This window comes from Pseudomonas izuensis, from assembly GCF_009861505.1.
GTDB classification, from domain to species: Bacteria; Pseudomonadota; Gammaproteobacteria; order Pseudomonadales; family Pseudomonadaceae; genus Aquipseudomonas; species Aquipseudomonas izuensis.
Genome location: NZ_WTFT01000004.1, coordinates 86,124 through 101,198, shown reverse-complemented (window position 1 = coordinate 101,198; position 15,075 = coordinate 86,124). Strand labels below are relative to the sequence as shown.

13 protein-coding genes and 1 riboswitch are annotated in these 15,075 nt (G+C 61.1%); of the genes, 7 read left to right on the top strand and 6 right to left on the bottom strand.

Features of this window, described 5'->3' with window-relative positions:
- The first annotated feature begins 142 nt into the window (after positions 1-142).
- The 3 genes from GPL81_RS03535 to hldE all read left to right on the top strand — a co-directional run bounded on the left by GPL81_RS03535 (position 143) and on the right by hldE (position 2,972).
- Positions 143-847: a sulfotransferase family 2 domain-containing protein gene (locus GPL81_RS03535; RefSeq protein WP_096513732.1), complete on the top strand. Its 705-nt coding sequence runs from the start codon at positions 143-145 to the stop codon at positions 845-847.
- Positions 840-1,445 (top strand): adenylyl-sulfate kinase, encoded by a 606-nt coding sequence (gene cysC, locus GPL81_RS03530; protein WP_160105222.1) that lies wholly within the window; start codon positions 840-842, stop codon positions 1,443-1,445. The genes GPL81_RS03535 and cysC overlap by 8 nt, the downstream gene beginning before the upstream one ends.
- Before the next feature lie 102 nt (positions 1,446-1,547).
- Positions 1,548-2,972 carry a bifunctional D-glycero-beta-D-manno-heptose-7-phosphate kinase/D-glycero-beta-D-manno-heptose 1-phosphate adenylyltransferase HldE gene (gene hldE / locus GPL81_RS03525; protein ID WP_160105221.1) on the top strand — a complete coding sequence of 475 codons (1,425 nt, stop codon included), beginning with the start codon at positions 1,548-1,550 and terminating at the stop codon, positions 2,970-2,972.
- A 57-nt stretch (positions 2,973-3,029) separates the two neighbouring features.
- Here hldE and GPL81_RS03520 read toward each other — a convergent pair whose 3' ends face one another.
- From GPL81_RS03520 to GPL81_RS03505, 4 genes are all read right to left on the bottom strand, one after another.
- The gene (locus GPL81_RS03520) at positions 3,030-3,998 is read right to left on the bottom strand and encodes a metal ABC transporter ATPase (RefSeq protein ID WP_096513729.1); all 969 of its coding nucleotides are present in this window, start codon (positions 3,996-3,998) and stop codon (positions 3,030-3,032) included.
- Between the two features lie 33 nt (positions 3,999-4,031).
- A complete protein-coding gene (locus GPL81_RS03515) occupies positions 4,032-4,844 on the bottom strand; it encodes an aldo/keto reductase (protein WP_160105220.1) in 813 nt (270 codons plus the stop codon).
- A complete protein-coding gene (locus GPL81_RS03510) occupies positions 4,841-6,016 on the bottom strand; it encodes an NAD(P)/FAD-dependent oxidoreductase (protein ID WP_160105219.1) in 1,176 nt (391 codons plus the stop codon). The genes GPL81_RS03515 and GPL81_RS03510 overlap by 4 nt, the downstream gene beginning before the upstream one ends.
- A gap of 176 nt (positions 6,017-6,192) precedes the next feature.
- Entirely contained in the window at positions 6,193-6,525 is a 333-nt protein-coding gene (locus GPL81_RS03505; RefSeq protein ID WP_096513726.1) for a DMT family transporter, read from the bottom strand.
- A 102-nt stretch (positions 6,526-6,627) separates the two neighbouring features.
- On the opposite strand from GPL81_RS03505, the gene GPL81_RS03500 reads away from it, so the two are divergent.
- Positions 6,628-7,548, top strand: a complete 921-nt coding sequence (locus GPL81_RS03500) for a LysR family transcriptional regulator (protein WP_160105218.1) — start codon at positions 6,628-6,630, stop codon at positions 7,546-7,548.
- Complete coding sequence (gene waaA, locus GPL81_RS03495) at positions 7,541-8,818, top strand: lipid IV(A) 3-deoxy-D-manno-octulosonic acid transferase (protein WP_160105217.1); 1,278 nt, start codon at positions 7,541-7,543, stop codon at positions 8,816-8,818. Before GPL81_RS03500 ends, waaA begins: the two co-directional genes overlap by 8 nt.
- A 187-nt stretch (positions 8,819-9,005) precedes the next feature.
- Here the strand turns inward: waaA and GPL81_RS03490 are convergent, their stop codons facing one another.
- The gene (locus GPL81_RS03490) at positions 9,006-10,439 is read right to left on the bottom strand and encodes a TolC family outer membrane protein (protein WP_096513723.1); all 1,434 of its coding nucleotides are present in this window, start codon (positions 10,437-10,439) and stop codon (positions 9,006-9,008) included.
- A gap of 203 nt (positions 10,440-10,642) precedes the next feature.
- Positions 10,643-10,748, top strand: a riboswitch (TPP riboswitch).
- Positions 10,749-10,911: 163 nt separating this feature from the next.
- Between GPL81_RS03490 and thiC the strand changes: the two genes are divergently transcribed.
- Positions 10,912-12,801, top strand: a complete 1,890-nt coding sequence (gene thiC / locus GPL81_RS03485; protein WP_160105216.1) for a phosphomethylpyrimidine synthase ThiC — start codon at positions 10,912-10,914, stop codon at positions 12,799-12,801.
- 160 nt (positions 12,802-12,961) lie between these two features.
- Positions 12,962-14,254 (top strand): putative hydroxymethylpyrimidine transporter CytX, encoded by a 1,293-nt coding sequence (cytX, locus tag GPL81_RS03480; RefSeq protein ID WP_160105215.1) that lies wholly within the window; start codon positions 12,962-12,964, stop codon positions 14,252-14,254.
- Here cytX and GPL81_RS03475 read toward each other — a convergent pair.
- Positions 14,223-14,969 carry an RsiV family protein gene (locus tag GPL81_RS03475; protein WP_160105214.1) on the bottom strand — a complete coding sequence of 249 codons (747 nt, stop codon included), beginning with the start codon at positions 14,967-14,969 and terminating at the stop codon, positions 14,223-14,225. The genes cytX and GPL81_RS03475 overlap by 32 nt on opposite strands.
- Between the last annotated feature and the right edge of the window lie 106 nt (positions 14,970-15,075).

Here is a 15,075-nt window from a genome sequence, read left to right as displayed (position 1 = left end):
GTGCAATGCGCTCGCAGATTTGTATCCATCTCCTTACGTTTCTTGACCAAACCTGAATAAATCCCGGCAGCGCGCTTGTTAAGGTTCTTGAGCGAACTTTAACTTCAATCGAGAGGGTCACCCCTTTCTCGCGGGTGCTGCAATGTTGCAACGTTATCTCTGGAAGCTGTTGCCCAAGGCGCAACGGCATTTCTTGCTGGATCGACTGTCGATCGTGGATCGCCAGGTGGTCAACAAGTCGATGTCGGCGAATTTGCGTTACCCCAGGCCATTTGCGCAACGTTCCTGCTTGTTTATCCACGTTCCAAAATGCGCCGGCAGTAGTGTCTGTGTCGCGTTGTTCGATGGCTGGACCCCAGGCCACTTGCCGTTGTATTGGTACGAACAGCAATTTCCCGAACAGTTTGCCGACAGTTTCAAGTTTGCTTTTGTCCGCGATCCGCTGGAACGGGCGTATTCCGCTTATGCCTATTTGCGGGGCAACACATTGGGCCGCCGCGATCAGCCAGCGCAGAAGCTGGTCAGTCATTACCGCGACTTCGACGATTTCGTCGCACGCTGGCTGCACCCCGAGACCATTCAGCGGCAACTGCATTTTGCCGCGCAGACGGATTTTCTCACCGACTCCCTGGGGCATCTGGCACTGGACTTCATCGGCTATCAGGAACATCTGGAGCGGGATTTCCGGCTGGTCTGCGAGCAATTGGGGCACGAGGCGTCGTTGCCCCACGTCAACAGTTCGCAGCAGCGACGCCCTGTGCCGGCCCGTGATTTCTGCTCGGCGCGGACGCGTCGCCTGGTTCGCCGGGCGTACCAGCGCGATTACGAGTTGCTCGGTTATGAATGAGGTGCTGTCGATACCGACCCCGGGGATCAGACCTTATGCGTTATCGCTGTCGAGCGCCGACCGTGCTGCACTCAAGTCGCAACGGCCGCGTTGTCTTTGGCTGACAGGATTGTCCGGGGCGGGCAAATCGACCCTGGGCAATGCCCTCGAGCTGAAACTTAATCAACGCGGGTTGCACACTTTTTTGATCGATGGCGACAACCTGCGCACCGGTCTTTGCCGCGATCTGGGAATGGGCGCCGACTGTCGACGGGAAAACATCCGGCGCATGGCCGAAGTGGCGCGACTGATGGTGGATGCCGGCCTGATTGTGATTGTGGCGGCGATCTCGCCATTCAGGGTCGAACGCGAAGCGGCGCGTCGACTGTTCGCCGAGGGTGATTTCATCGAAGTGTATGTGAGCACGCCGTTCGAGGTTTGCGCGCAGCGCGACACCAAGGGCCTGTACCTGGCGGCCCGGCAGGGGCTGATCAAGGACTTCACAGGCGTCGACAGTCCGTACGAAGCACCGCTGAACGCCGAGTGCGAAATTGACACACGGGCGCTGGGCATCACGGATGCCTGCCAGCGTCTGTCAGACTTGTTGCTTATTAAATGAGCAACAAACCCCACCGGATCATCCTGTTGCAGCGCTCGCACAAGCGGGGGCCTACCCTGTGTTAATATCGCGCCCCTGTTCATTTTGTATGTGGGTTGCTCCATGAAGTTGTCCATGCCGCGATTCGATCAAGCCCCTGTCTTGGTGGTCGGCGATGTCATGCTCGACCGTTACTGGCATGGTGGTACCTCACGGATTTCCCCTGAGGCGCCGGTACCGGTAGTCAAGGTCGATCACATCGAGGACCGCCCGGGCGGTGCCGCCAACGTTGCGTTGAACATTGCCGCCCTCGGCGCGCCGGCCTCGCTGGTCGGCGTGACCGGCGACGATGAAGCCGCCGACAGCCTGGCCAACAGTCTCAAGGGCGCCGGCGTGCGGGCGTTGTTCCAGCGCGTTGCGCACCAGCCGACCATCGTCAAGCTGCGAGTCATGAGCCGTCACCAGCAACTGCTGCGTATCGACTTCGAAGAACCGTTCGCGACCGACGCCCTGGCATTGTCCGTGCAAGTGGACGAATTGCTGGAAGGCATCAAGGTGCTGGTGCTGTCCGATTACGGCAAAGGCGCGCTGAAAAATCACCAGGTGTTGATCCAGGCCGCCCGTGCCCGTGGCATTCCGGTATTGGCCGATCCCAAGGGCAAGGATTTTTCGATCTACCGCGGTGCGAGCCTGATCACGCCGAACCTTAGCGAATTCGAAACCATCGTCGGTGGTTGCGCCGACGAGCACGAACTGGTGAGCAAGGGCGCGCAGTTGATGCATGACCTGGAACTCGGCGCGTTGCTGGTGACCCGCGGCGAACACGGCATGACCCTGCTGCGTCCGGATCATCCGGCATTGCACCTGCCGGCGCGTGCCCGTGAAGTGTTTGACGTGACCGGTGCCGGTGACACGGTGATTTCCACCCTGGCGGCGGCTATTGCCGCAGGCGAAGAATTGCCTCACGCGGTCGGTCTGGCCAACCTGGCGGCAGGCATCGTGGTCGGCAAACTCGGTACGGCGGCCATCAGCGCGCCGGAATTGCGTCGTGCCATTCAGCGCGAAGAAGGTTCTGAGCGCGGAGTGCTAGGCCTGGAACAACTGCTGCTGGCCGTCGACGATGCCCGTGCGCACAACGAGAAGATCGTCTTCACCAACGGCTGTTTCGACATCCTGCATGCCGGCCACGTGACGTACCTCGAGCAGGCGCGCGCGCAGGGCGATCGGCTGATCGTTGCGGTCAATGACGATGCTTCGGTTAGCCGGTTGAAAGGGCCGGGTCGACCGATCAACAGTGTCGACCGGCGGATGGCCGTGCTGGCAGGCCTGGGCGCGGTGGACTGGGTGATCAGCTTCCCGGAAGGCACTCCGGAAAACCTGCTGCGCGAGGTCAAGCCGGATGTACTGGTCAAGGGCGGGGACTACGGGATCGATCAGGTGGTCGGCGCGGACATCGTGACGGCGTATGGCGGGACGGTGAAAGTGTTGGGGCTGGTGGAAAACAGCTCTACGACCGCTATTGTCGAGAAGATCCGCAAGTCTGAATGACACAACCCTCTGTAGGGGCTGGCAAGCCAGCTCCTACAATGGGTTATGTGTACACCTTCAGGAGCTGACCTTCTTACGCGGCACAATCTTCTTCAGCAGCTGCCTCGCTTTCCCGCGTAGCAGCGCCAGGCCCGAATCCTTTCCCGGCGGGGTCAAACCCTGCTGCCTCACCCAATCCTTCCAGCGAATCCGTTCATCCTTCACCAGCCACCCCTCTTGCCGGGCAAAACTTTCGGCCAGGTACAGTCCCCGCGTGCTTGCCGGGTACAGTTGATCCTTTTTCAGGGTGTAGAGCTCGGCCAAAGGATGACCATCCTGCAAGGGCATCAGGTACAGATCGGGGCGCTTGCGATCCAGGCGGGCCACCAGTTGATCGCCCTCCAGGCGTTCATCGACATGAAACAGGCTCAGGGATTTGGCTTCCTTGGGCACGTCCAGACGCAAATCATAGATCAGCTGCAATGACGCCGTCGGCAGGTGCACATAAGCCCGTGGCCGTTCGATCAGCGGCAGTTTGGCGCAACGCACCGGCCGCGCCGAGCCGGACAGTGACGTAAGGCGAAACGGCAGGGCTTCACGGTAGTGCAGGGCCGACGAGTAAGGGGCCGGTAACCAGGTGTCGTGGAAGCGTCCACCGAGCCAGCCCTCCGGGGTTTCCAGCAGGCATTCCTCGGCGATCTCCTGAATCGCCGTGTGCAGCGGCAGGTTCAGTTCATGGGCCGGCACATAGCCGGAGATCAACTTGAGCACCACGTCGCCACGGTCTTGCCGGCGCTGGCGCACCAACACCCAGTAATCGCGGTTCTGCCAATGCAGCGTCAGGCGCACCGACACCCCGAGGTTGGCCAGCTCCAGGGCGAACCGCTCGGTGTCGGCGACTGTTACCGGACGGCGTCGTTGCAGGATCTGGGAGAAATTGAGTGGCCTCCCGACGCTTTGATAACTCAGGCCTTCGGGAGTCGCTTCGACAAATAACGGCAGGGTCTTGAAGTTGCTCGGGTTCTTTCTTATGAGCGTTCGCGGCATGTCGGCTCCTGCTTAAGGCCGCGTGAGGCGGCATCAGTTGCTACGTAGGACCTGGACAACGGTCGCGACATTGTGGGCGAGGTGCAGCGGATTGATGGTCCCGATAATCGCACTGGCAACACCCGGGTGTTCGAACAACAGCTCGAAACTGGCGCGCACCGGGTCCACCCCCGGACTGAGGCACACATGACCGCTGGCGAGGGCTTTCTTCACCAGAATGGCTTTGCCGTGAGCAGCAGCATAGTCAATGACGGGCTTTTCGGTCTGTTCGTTCAGATTGTAGGTGACCATTGCGCAATCACCCTGTTCCAGAGCCTTCAAGCCGCCTTCGACGGTTTTTCCGGAAAAACCGAAGCCGCGAATCTTGCCTTCGGCCTTGAGCGTGGCGAGGGTCGCATAGACCTCGCAGTCATTGAGGATCGCCAGATCGTTGCCATCGGAGTGCACCAGCACCAGATCGATGAAGTCCGTTTCCAGGCGTTGCAGGCTGCGTTCAACTGACAGTCGGGTGTGCGCCGCCGTGAAATCGTGGCGAGACTGACCATCGGCAAACTCTTCGCCGACCTTGCTGACAATCACCCAATCCTGGCGCTGTCCGCGCAGCAATGGGCCGAGGCGTTCTTCGCTGCGACCATAGGCCGGAGCAGTGTCGATCAGGTTGATGCCCAGGTCGCGCGTGAGCTTGAGCAGCATTCGGGCTTCATCATCGTCGGGGATCTTGAAGCCATTAGGGTATTTCACCCCTTGATCACGGCCGAGTTTGACCGTGCCCAGGCCCAGGGGAGATACCATCAGGCCGGTGCTGCCCAGGGGGCGATGCAGGTCGTGCAGCGTGGGCTGGCTCATGGCAGCAGTTGCTCCCAGGCAGGGACGCCCATCGGCGGTTTTGGCAGGGGTGGCAATGCCACTGCCGGGCCGGGTTGGATGCCATCGCGGGCCAGGCTGGCGATTACCCGGTCGGCAAAGTCAGGGGCCAATGCCAGTTTGGTTGGCCAGCCCACCAGCAACCGACCTTCCTCGGCCAGGAATGCGTTGTCGGGACGGGTAAGCCCTGATTGCAGCGGTTCGGCGCGGTCCACGCGCAAGGTCGCCCATTGCACGGTGCTCAGGTCGATCCACGGCAACAATTGGCCAAGTTCTTTCTGCGCGGTGGCGATTTGCTCGGCGGGCTCACGGGCAACGCCTTCGGTTTCGGCGATATCGCCACCCAGATACCAGACCCACTGGCCGTCGGCGGCCGGGTGGGTGGTCACGGTAATGCGCGGTTTGGTGCCGCCGCCCAGGCAGTGGGCGTACAGCGGTTTGAGACTCGGGCCCTTGGCGATAATCATATGCAGCGGGCGGCGTTGCATGGCCGGCTGGCTCAGGCCCAGTGCTTCGAGCAGTGTCGCCGTCCCGGCGCCTGCGCTCAAGACGATGCGTTGGGCACGGATCTCGCGGTCGTCCACCTTGAGGCCGACCAGCACGCCACCGTCCAGTAGCGGTTCGATCCTCTGCCCGGCGAGCAAGCCGTCACCCGCCAGGTCGGCCAGGCGCTGGATCAGGCTCGGTACGTCGATCACCAGTTCTGCCAGGCGATAGACCTTGCCCTTGAAGCGCTTGTCTTGCAGCGCTGGCGGCAGTTGGTCGCCCTTGACCTGATCGACGCGACCGCGCACGGCTTTGCTGGCGAAGAAACTGGTGAGGTTGCCGGCGATTGTGCCCGGGGACCAAAGGTAATGGGCTTCGGACAGCAAGCGCACACCGGACAAGTCCAGCTCGCCTTCCCCGGCCAGGGCCTCACGCCAGCGGCGCGGCATGTCGGCGATGGCTTCCGAAGCGCCGGTCAGGGCGCCGTGCAGTGCGTATTTCGCACCGCCGTGGATGATACCCTGGGACTTCACGCTCTGGCCGCCGCCGAGGCTGGCGCTTTCCACCAAAACAGTCGAAAAGCCTTGGCGGCGCAGGCGCGCATTCAGCCAGAGGCCGGCGACACCAGCGCCGACAATCAAAACGTCGGTGGAAATAACGGATGGCATGCAGCGACCTCAGTGTTCAAGACGAGGGCGCAGTATACAGGCTCAAAGATTGGAGAGGCTGTTGTACCTGTGGGAGCGAGCCTGCTCGCGAAGGAGGCGTATCAGGTGATATCAATGTTGCTGACACACCGCTATCGCGAGCAGGCTCGCTCCCACAGGGAATGGCGGTTCGGTTCTTAATGTCCTGCAGTTTTGGAGAAGAGCTGGATGACGACAACCCCGAGCACAATCAACGCCATCCCCATCATCGCCGGCACATCCAGCTTCTGCCCGTAGATAAACAGCGCTGCAACGCTGACCATCACGATCCCCATGCCCGCCCAGACAGCGTAAGCCACGCCCACCGGCACGCTGCGCACCACCAGGGTCAGCATCCAGAAGGCAATGCCGTAACCGACAATGACCAATAGCAGTGGCAGCGGGGTGCTCAGGCCTTTGACCGCTTTCATCGAAACAGTGGCAATCACTTCGGCGCAGATGGCTATGGCCAGGTAGTAGTAAGCGGTCATGGGTCAATCCTCTATGAAGTGTTGCTCTCTGAGGTCGGCATTCTAGTGATTCTCCAGATGCGGTAAAGTCATTACCTATCTGCCAGGAAGATGGGTTGAGCCATGAACATGCAATGGAATCTGGAGCAGTTGCGTTTGTTTGTCAGTGTCGCGGAACAACGCTCGTTTTCCGCCGTGGCACGGGACCAGCGCAAGGCGCAATCGGCGGTCAGCAGTGCGATTGCACTGCTGGAGGAAGACCTGGGCGTGAGCCTGTTCGACCGCAGTAGCGGCCGTCAGCCGAAACTCACCGAAGCCGGCAATGCCTTGCTGGAAGAGGCGCGGGAAGTGTTGCGCCAGTGCGAGCGCCTTAATGGTCGGGCGTTGGCGATGATGCGTGGCCAGGAGGCTCGCCTGCGCCTGGCTCAGGATGAGGCGATGCCTTATCAACCGATCATCGAAAGCTTCGAGGCGCTGGCCGAACGCTTTCCCAGCCTTGAAGTGCAATTGACCAGTGCCGCCCAAGGTGAGGTCGCGCGTAAATTGGTGGAGCGCCGTGCCGATCTGGGCTTGCTGTTCTTCCATGACCAGATCCCCGAAGCGCTGGAAAGGCGCGTACTCGGCAGTGTGGAAATGGTCACCGTGTGCGGAATCGGCCATCCGTTGGCCAGACAGACGCAGGTCGATTGCCAGCAACTGGCGCAGCATCGTCAATTGCTGATGTCGACCCAGTCCAGCGTGTACCCCGGCAGCGAGCCGGCCAGCCCGCAAGTCTGGCGAGCCGACAGTTTTTACGTGATGGCTGAATGGCTGGTGCGCGGTCTCGGTTGGGCCTGGCTGCCGCGGCATGTGGTGCAGTACCCGACCTATCACGGCCAAATGGTCGAACTGAGCAGCGAATGGACGCCGCCGGCCCTGGTGGTAGAGCTGGTCTGGCGGCGCGATGAGCCATTGGGGCCGGCGGCGCGCTGGCTGGCGGAACGTTTTGCCGTGCACTTGCAGGCGATCGGCGAAAAAACCGATAAACTCCGCCGCCATGAATAGAACTCTCTACACCGCGCTGTTTTACCTGGGGCTGCCATTGGTGGCGATTCGGCTGTGGTTGCGGGCGCGCAAGGCGCCGGCTTATGCCAAACGCATCGGCGAGCGCTTCTCCTACGGGATGCCGGCGATGAAGCCCGGTGGTATCTGGGTGCACGCGGTGTCGGTAGGCGAAAGCATTGCAGCCGCGCCGATGATTCGCGCCCTGCTGCAACGTTATCCGGCGCTTCCGATCACCGTGACCTGCATGACGCCGACCGGGTCCGAGCGTATCCAGGCATTGTTCGCCAATGAGCCGCGCATCCAACACTGCTACCTGCCCTATGACTTGCCGTGCGCGGCAAAGCGTTTTCTTGATCGGGTCCGGCCAACACTGGCGGTGATCATGGAAACCGAACTGTGGCCCAACCATATCCATCAATGCGCCAAACGCGGAATTCCCGTGGCCCTGGCCAATGCACGCCTGTCCGAACGCTCGGCCAGGGGCTATGGACGCTTTGGTAAACTGACCGGACCGATGCTCGCGGAGATGAGCCTGTTTGCGGTGCAGACCGAGGCTGAAGCCCTGCGTTTTCGTGAGTTGGGCGCGCGGGATGAAACCGTCGAGGTCACCGGCTCGATCAAGTTCGACCTGACCATCGACCCGCAACTGTTGCAGCGTGCCGCCGAGTTGCGTGGACAATGGCAGGCGCAGGATCGCCCGGTGTGGATCGCCGCCAGTACCCATGAGGGCGAAGACGAGGTGGTACTCGCGGCCCATCGCCGGTTGCTGGCGAGCCATCCCGATACCTTGCTGATTCTGGTGCCGCGCCATCCAGAACGTTTCAATCCGGTGTTCGAACTGTGCCGGCAGCAGGGTTTTGCCACGGTCCGTCGCTCCAGCGGCGAACCGGTCAGCGCCGCCACTTCAGTGCTGCTGGGCGACACCATGGGCGAGTTGCTGTTCCTCTACGCCCTGGCCGACAGCGCGTTCGTCGGCGGCAGTCTGGTACCCAATGGCGGGCATAACCTGCTGGAACCAGCGGCACTGGCCAAACCGGTACTCAGTGGTCCGCACCTGTTCAACTTCCTCGAAATCGCCGGGCAGCTACGCAGCGCCGGGGCGTTGCAGGAAGTGGAAGATGCAGAAGGCCTTGCGTTGGCGGTGCAGCGCCTGTTTGAGTTGCCGCGGGATGCGCAGCGCATGGCGGAGGCCGGGCTGAAGGTCATGTGCACCAATCAGGGCGCATTGCAGCGATTGCTGGACGGGTTGGGACGCTTGATCGACCGTTAACCCTGTGGGAGCAAAGCTTGCTCGCGATGGCGACCTCGAGGACGCCATCGCGGGCAAGCCTTGCTCCCACGGGTTTTGCATCAAGCCTCGACAATGCGGTGTACGCAAATCCCATAGGAGCAAAGCTTGCTCGCGATAGCGATCTCAAGGACGCCATCGCGAGCAAGCTTTGCTCCTACAGGTTCTTTTAGGGTCTGGCTTTGAGTTGTTCAGCCGCCGCCTTGGCCAGGTCCGGTGGCAGGAAGTCCTTGTCCGGGTTGTAGTCAGGCTTGAGCCAACGTGCCAGGTCCTGCAAATCGCCAGGATTCAACGTGCCGGCCTGCTGCTTCAGGCGCAGGTTGTCGAGGATGTAGTCGTAGCGCGTGTTGTTGTAATCGCGCACCGAGGTGTACAGCGAACGCTGCGCATCCAGCACGTCGACGATGTTTCGTGTCCCCACCTGATAGCCGATTTCGGTCGCTTCCACCGCACTCTGGTTGGAAATGATCGATTGTTTGCGCGCCTGCACCTGCTCGACGTCAGTGTTCACCGCGCGGTGCAGGTCGCGGGTATTTTCCACGATCGACCGACGCAGGGATTCGCGTTGCTGCTCGGTCTGGTCCAGTTGGGCGTACGACTGACGCACCTGGGAATTGATCAGGCCGCCGCTGTAGATCGGAATACTCAGTTGCAGGCCCACGGTGGTTTGCTCGACGTTGCCGCCATACGCCTGGGGAAGGTTGTTCGGGTTACTGAAACCCAGTGCGTCGTTGTCGCCTTTCTCGTATTTCGCCACCGCATCGAGGGTCGGTGCGTGGCCGGCCTTGCGCTGCTTGAGGGTTTGCTCGGCAGCACTGACCGCGTAGTTGCTGGCCAACAGATTGAGGTTCTGCCTGGCAGCCGTTTCGACCCAGGCCTTGGCGTCGTTCGGCGCCGGCGGCAGGATCGGCAGATTGTGGCTGATACCCTGGATCGAGTTGTATCGCCGGTTGGTCAGGGTGACCAGGGCTTCGAAGGCATCATCCACCTGACGCTGCGCAACGATGCGGTTGGCCCGCGCGGTGTCGTAGCTGGCCTGGGAGTTCAGTACGTCAGTCTTGTCCGAGAGGCCGACATCGAAGCGTTCATTGGACTGATCGAGCTGGCGCTTGAACGCAGCTTCCTCGGCCTTGGTCGAGGCCAGGTTGTCCTGGCTGCGCAGCACGTTGAAATAGCTGTTGGCGGTTTGCAGGATCAGGTTCTGCTCGGTGGCCGAGAGTTGCAGGGCCGCCTGTTCATTCACATCCTTGGCCGCCTGGAACTGGAACCAGCGGTCGGCGCGGAACAGTGGCTGGGCCAGAGTCGCCTGATACGAATGGGCATCACGGTTGGTGGTCAGCGAAGGCTGGTCGACCGCAGTGCGCACACTGGCTACATTGGCACCACCGGACAGATTGGGCAGCAACCCGGCACGGGCCTGGGGCACGACTTCTTTCTGGGCGCCGTATTGGGCAACGGCGGCGGCCAGGTCGGCGTTATTGTCCACCGCTTCCTGGTAGACGCTGACCAGGTCGGTTTTGGTCGATAAGGGCGCTTCTGCTGCCCAGGCCATTCCATTGGACGCACAAGACACGGCAACGGCCAGTGAGAGTTTGCGCAGCATGAGGCGATCCCTAGAAAATTACACTGATAATTTGAGCGCCAAGGCTACGGCGCGGCACAGGCAGCGTCAACGTGCAGCATGGCCGTTGCGAGTGTAGTTGTGCGTTCGTTCGGCAACAATCCTGCCGTTCCCGGTAATTGCGCCATTCATCATGGTGTTTGCAGCGGTGTTGGCGTTCTTTGCCAGTTATGTCTAGACTGGCCACGTTCTTGTCGGGGTGCCTTGCTATGAGGCTGAGATCGAATAATTTCGGATCCCGTTGAACCTGATCAGGTTAGCGCCTGCGTAGGGAACAAGATTTCTCGTCACCCGGCGAGTCCTCTTGTGCTTCGTCCGGGATGTTGTTCGACAATCGAACACCCCTCGAGCACTGAGCACAGCACAGCTGGTTTTCCCAGTTCACGTGCGTCCATTCGTTACAGGTTCGCTCCGACAAAATTCCACTGCCTGGATGCTGTCTGGAGAGCCCGTGATGACCACAAAAGCAAAAATCGCCACCAACCTGAGTGACTCGGCCAAGGTCGACCAGCAATCGGTTCAGCCGTTTACCCGCTCGCAAAAAATCTATGTTCAGGGCACCCGCCCGGACATCCTCGTGCCGATGCGCGAAATCAGCCTGGACGTGACGCCGACCGACTTCGGCGGTGAAGTCAACGCGCCGGTGGTGGTGTACGACACCTCGGGCCCGTACACCGACCCCAATGTCATCATCGATGTGCGCAAAGGCCTGGCAGATGTGCGCTCGCCCTGGATCGAGTCCCGTGGCGATACCGAACGCCTGAGCGGTTTGAGCTCGAACTTTGGCCAGGAGCGCCTCGCCGATCCGGAGCTGACCAAGCTGCGCTTCGCCCACGTCAATAACCCGCGCCGCGCCAAGGCCGGGGCCAACGTCAGCCAGATGCACTACGCGCGCAAAGGCATCATTACCGCCGAGATGGAATACGTCGCCATCCGCGAAAACATGAAGCTGGAAGTGGCCCGCGCCGCCGGCCTGCTGGACCAGCAGCACGCTGGCCACAGCTTCGGCGCCAGCGTGCCGAAAATCATCACTCCTGAATTTGTCCGTGACGAGATCGCCCGCGGTCGCGCGATCATTCCGGCCAACATCAACCACACCGAACTGGAACCGATGATCATCGGCCGTAACTTCCTGGTGAAGATCAACGGCAACATCGGCAACAGCGCACTGGGTTCGTCCATCGAAGAAGAAGTGGCGAAATTGACCTGGGGCATTCGCTGGGGTTCGGACACGGTCATGGACCTGTCCACCGGCAAGCACATTCACGAAACCCGCGAGTGGATCATCCGCAACTCGCCAGTGCCGATCGGCACCGTACCGATCTACCAGGCCCTGGAAAAAGTCGGCGGTGTTGCCGAAGACCTGACCTGGGAGCTGTTCCGTGACACGTTGATCGAGCAGGCCGAGCAGGGCGTCGACTACTTCACCATCCATGCCGGCGTGCTGCTGCGCTACGTGCCGATGACCGCCAAACGCGTGACGGGCATCGTTTCCCGTGGCGGCTCGATCATGGCCAAGTGGTGCCTGGCGCATCACAAAGAGAACTTCCTCTACACGCATTTCGAAGACATCTGCGAAATCATGAAAGCCTACGACGTCAGCTTCTCGCTGGGCGATGGCTTGCGTCCGGGGTCGATTGCCGACGCCAACGACGAAGCGCAGTTCGGCGAGCTGGAAACCCTCGGCGAGCTGACCAAGATTGCCTGGAAACACGACGTGCAGTGCATGATCGAAGGCCCGGGTCATGTGCCGATGCAATTGATCAAGGAGAACATGGACAAGCAGCTGGAATGCTGCGACGAGGCGCCGTTCTACACCCTCGGCCCGCTGACCACCGACATTGCGCCGGGCTACGACCACATCACCTCCGGCATCGGTGCGGCGATGATCGGCTGGTTCGGTTGCGCCATGCTCTGCTATGTGACGCCGAAGGAGCACCTGGGCCTGCCGAACAAGGATGACGTGAAGACCGGGATCATCACCTACAAGATCGCCGCGCATGCCGCCGATCTGGCGAAGGGGCATCCGGGCGCGCAGATCCGCGACAATGCACTGAGCAAGGCGCGCTTCGAGTTCCGTTGGGAAGACCAGTTCAACCTGGGCCTCGATCCGGACACCGCCCGTTCGTATCACGATGAAACCCTGCCGAAGGATTCGGCCAAGGTCGCGCACTTCTGCTCCATGTGCGGGCCGAAATTCTGCTCGATGAAAATCACCCAGGAAGTGCGCGAATACGCGGCCAACCAACGGATCGAAGCGGTCGACGTGGACGTCGCCCAGGGCATGGCCGAACAGGCCGAGCGCTTCAAGCAGGAAGGCAGTCAGCTGTACCAGAAAGTTTGATCTGGCCTGCAGCGCCATTCTTTCAAGACTGGCGCTGCTTTTTGTGGGAGCAAGGCTTGCCCGCGATGGCGTTTTTGAGATCGCCATCGCGGGCAAGCCTTGCTCCCACGGGATTTGCGCTGATCAAAAAAACAACAAATGTTCCTCTGAGATAACACCCTTGAGCATTCAACCCAGCACTTACTCCCCCGATATCGCGGTGCCGACCGACAAACGTGTGTTCGGCGGCCGCGATCTGTTTTCCCTGTGGTTTTCCCTCGGCATCGGCCTGATGGTCCTGCAGACCGGTGCCTTGCTCGCACCCGGTCTTGGCCTGTCCGGCTCGTTGCTGGCAATTTTCCTTGGCACGCTGGTCGGCGTCTTGCTGCTAGCCTCGGTCGGCGTGATCGGCAGCGACACCGGCCTGTCGTCGATGGCCGCGCTCAAGCTCAGCCTTGGTGCCAGGGGCGCGAGCCTGCCGGCGGTGCTGAACCTGCTGCAATTGATCGGTTGGGGCTCGTTCGAAATCATCGTCATGCGCGATGCCGCCAGTCTGCTCGGCGCCCGTGCCTTCAGCGAAGGCAGCCTGTTGTCCAATCCGGTGCTGTGGACGCTGTTCTTCGGCGCACTGGCGACCCTGCTGGCCGTCAGCGGTCCGCTGACCTTCGTGCGGCAGATCCTGCGCAAGTGGGGCATCTGGCTGTTGCTGGCCGCCTGCATCTGGCTGACCTGGAACCTGTTCGCCAAGGCTGATCTCGCGGCGTTATGGGCGCAAGCCGGTGACGGTTCGATGCCGTTCGCCGTGGGCTTTGACATTGCCATTGCCATGCCGCTGTCGTGGTTGCCGCTGATCGCCGACTACTCGCGTTTCGGCAAGCGCGCGAAAAACGTCTTCGGTGGCACCGCGATCGGCTTCTTCATCGGTAATTTCTGGTTGATGAGCCTGGGCGTGGCCTACACCCTGGCGTTTGCGCCGAGCGGTGAAGTCAATGCCTTGCTGTTGGCGCTGGCCGGTGCCGGGCTGGGGATTCCGCTGCTGCTGATTTTGCTGGATGAATCGGAAAACGCCTTTGCCGATATTCACTCGGCGGCAGTCTCCAGCGGGATTCTGTTGCGCTTGAAGGTCGAGCACCTGGCCTTGGCCATCGGCGTGGTCTGCACCCTGATCGCCTTGCTGGCGCCCCTGGCTCAGTACCAGAACTTCCTGTTGTTGATCGGTTCGGTGTTCGCGCCGCTGTTCGGCGTGGTGCTGGTGGATCACTTCATCTTGCGCAAGCGCAGTGGCCAGGTTGCCTCAGCTGCACTGCGCTGGCCGGCACTGCTTGCCTGGCTGGGCGGGATCAGCACCTATCATCTGTTGGCCAACCTGTATCCGGATGTCGGCGCCACCCTGCCGGCACTGGTCCTGGCAGGGCTGCTACAGTTGGTGTTGGGTCGGGCCTTCAGTTACGGCCGGGAAACAGCTCGGGCTTGAGGATGCCGTTCAGGCGAGGGTAGGGGATCTTCAGTTCGACATGACCCAGCGCGTAAGGCGCAATGCTGCTGGTTTCGTACTTGAGGATCACCCCACCGTAGGTCAGCGCCACGTTCTGGGTTTTCTGGAATGGCCAGCTCTTCACGAACTCCGGTTCCTGATCGAGCTTGGTGCTGATCAGCCAACTGTTGTGCGCCACCTGCGCCGCTTTCCAGAAGGCTTCTTCCTGGCCCGGCACCAGCATGTCCGACAGCGTCAGCACCTTATGCTGTTGGCGTGAATAGTTGATGAAGCCTCGACCCGGCGTGCCATGGGCGCCGCCGGTGTCCAGGTAACTGGACAACTCCACAATCACCAAGCCGTCATGCTGTTCGCGTACTTTCGCTTGCAAGTAGCTGCTATTGCGCGGGCCCGCGTTGCGCAAGAACTGCTCTCGATAGGCTGCCAGCGTCGGCGCCGCCGGGGCGTCGGGCGAGGTGCGGGTCATTTGCAGCAGCCGTTTTTCGATGATGCCGTCAAGCGCAGGCTCGGCGGGGAAGTGCACGGTGTCGATATTCACCAGCGGGCAATCCTGGTCCGTGCAGCCAGGCTTGAGCTGTTCGGAAGCGTCGCGGGTGGTTTCCAGCGGCGCTCGATAGTTGGGCTGGAACAGGCTCTGGCAGGCACCCAGGGTCAGGGCGATGGCGGCCATGGAAGCGATTTTAAAAAGCGACATGGGTGTCCTTCATAAAACAGGGAAAGGCAAAAAGTTACCCGCTTCGACTCTTAACGGAGCAGTCAGTTCGCCACTAAGCTAATTAGAGTGGGTTTCGTCCTCACCG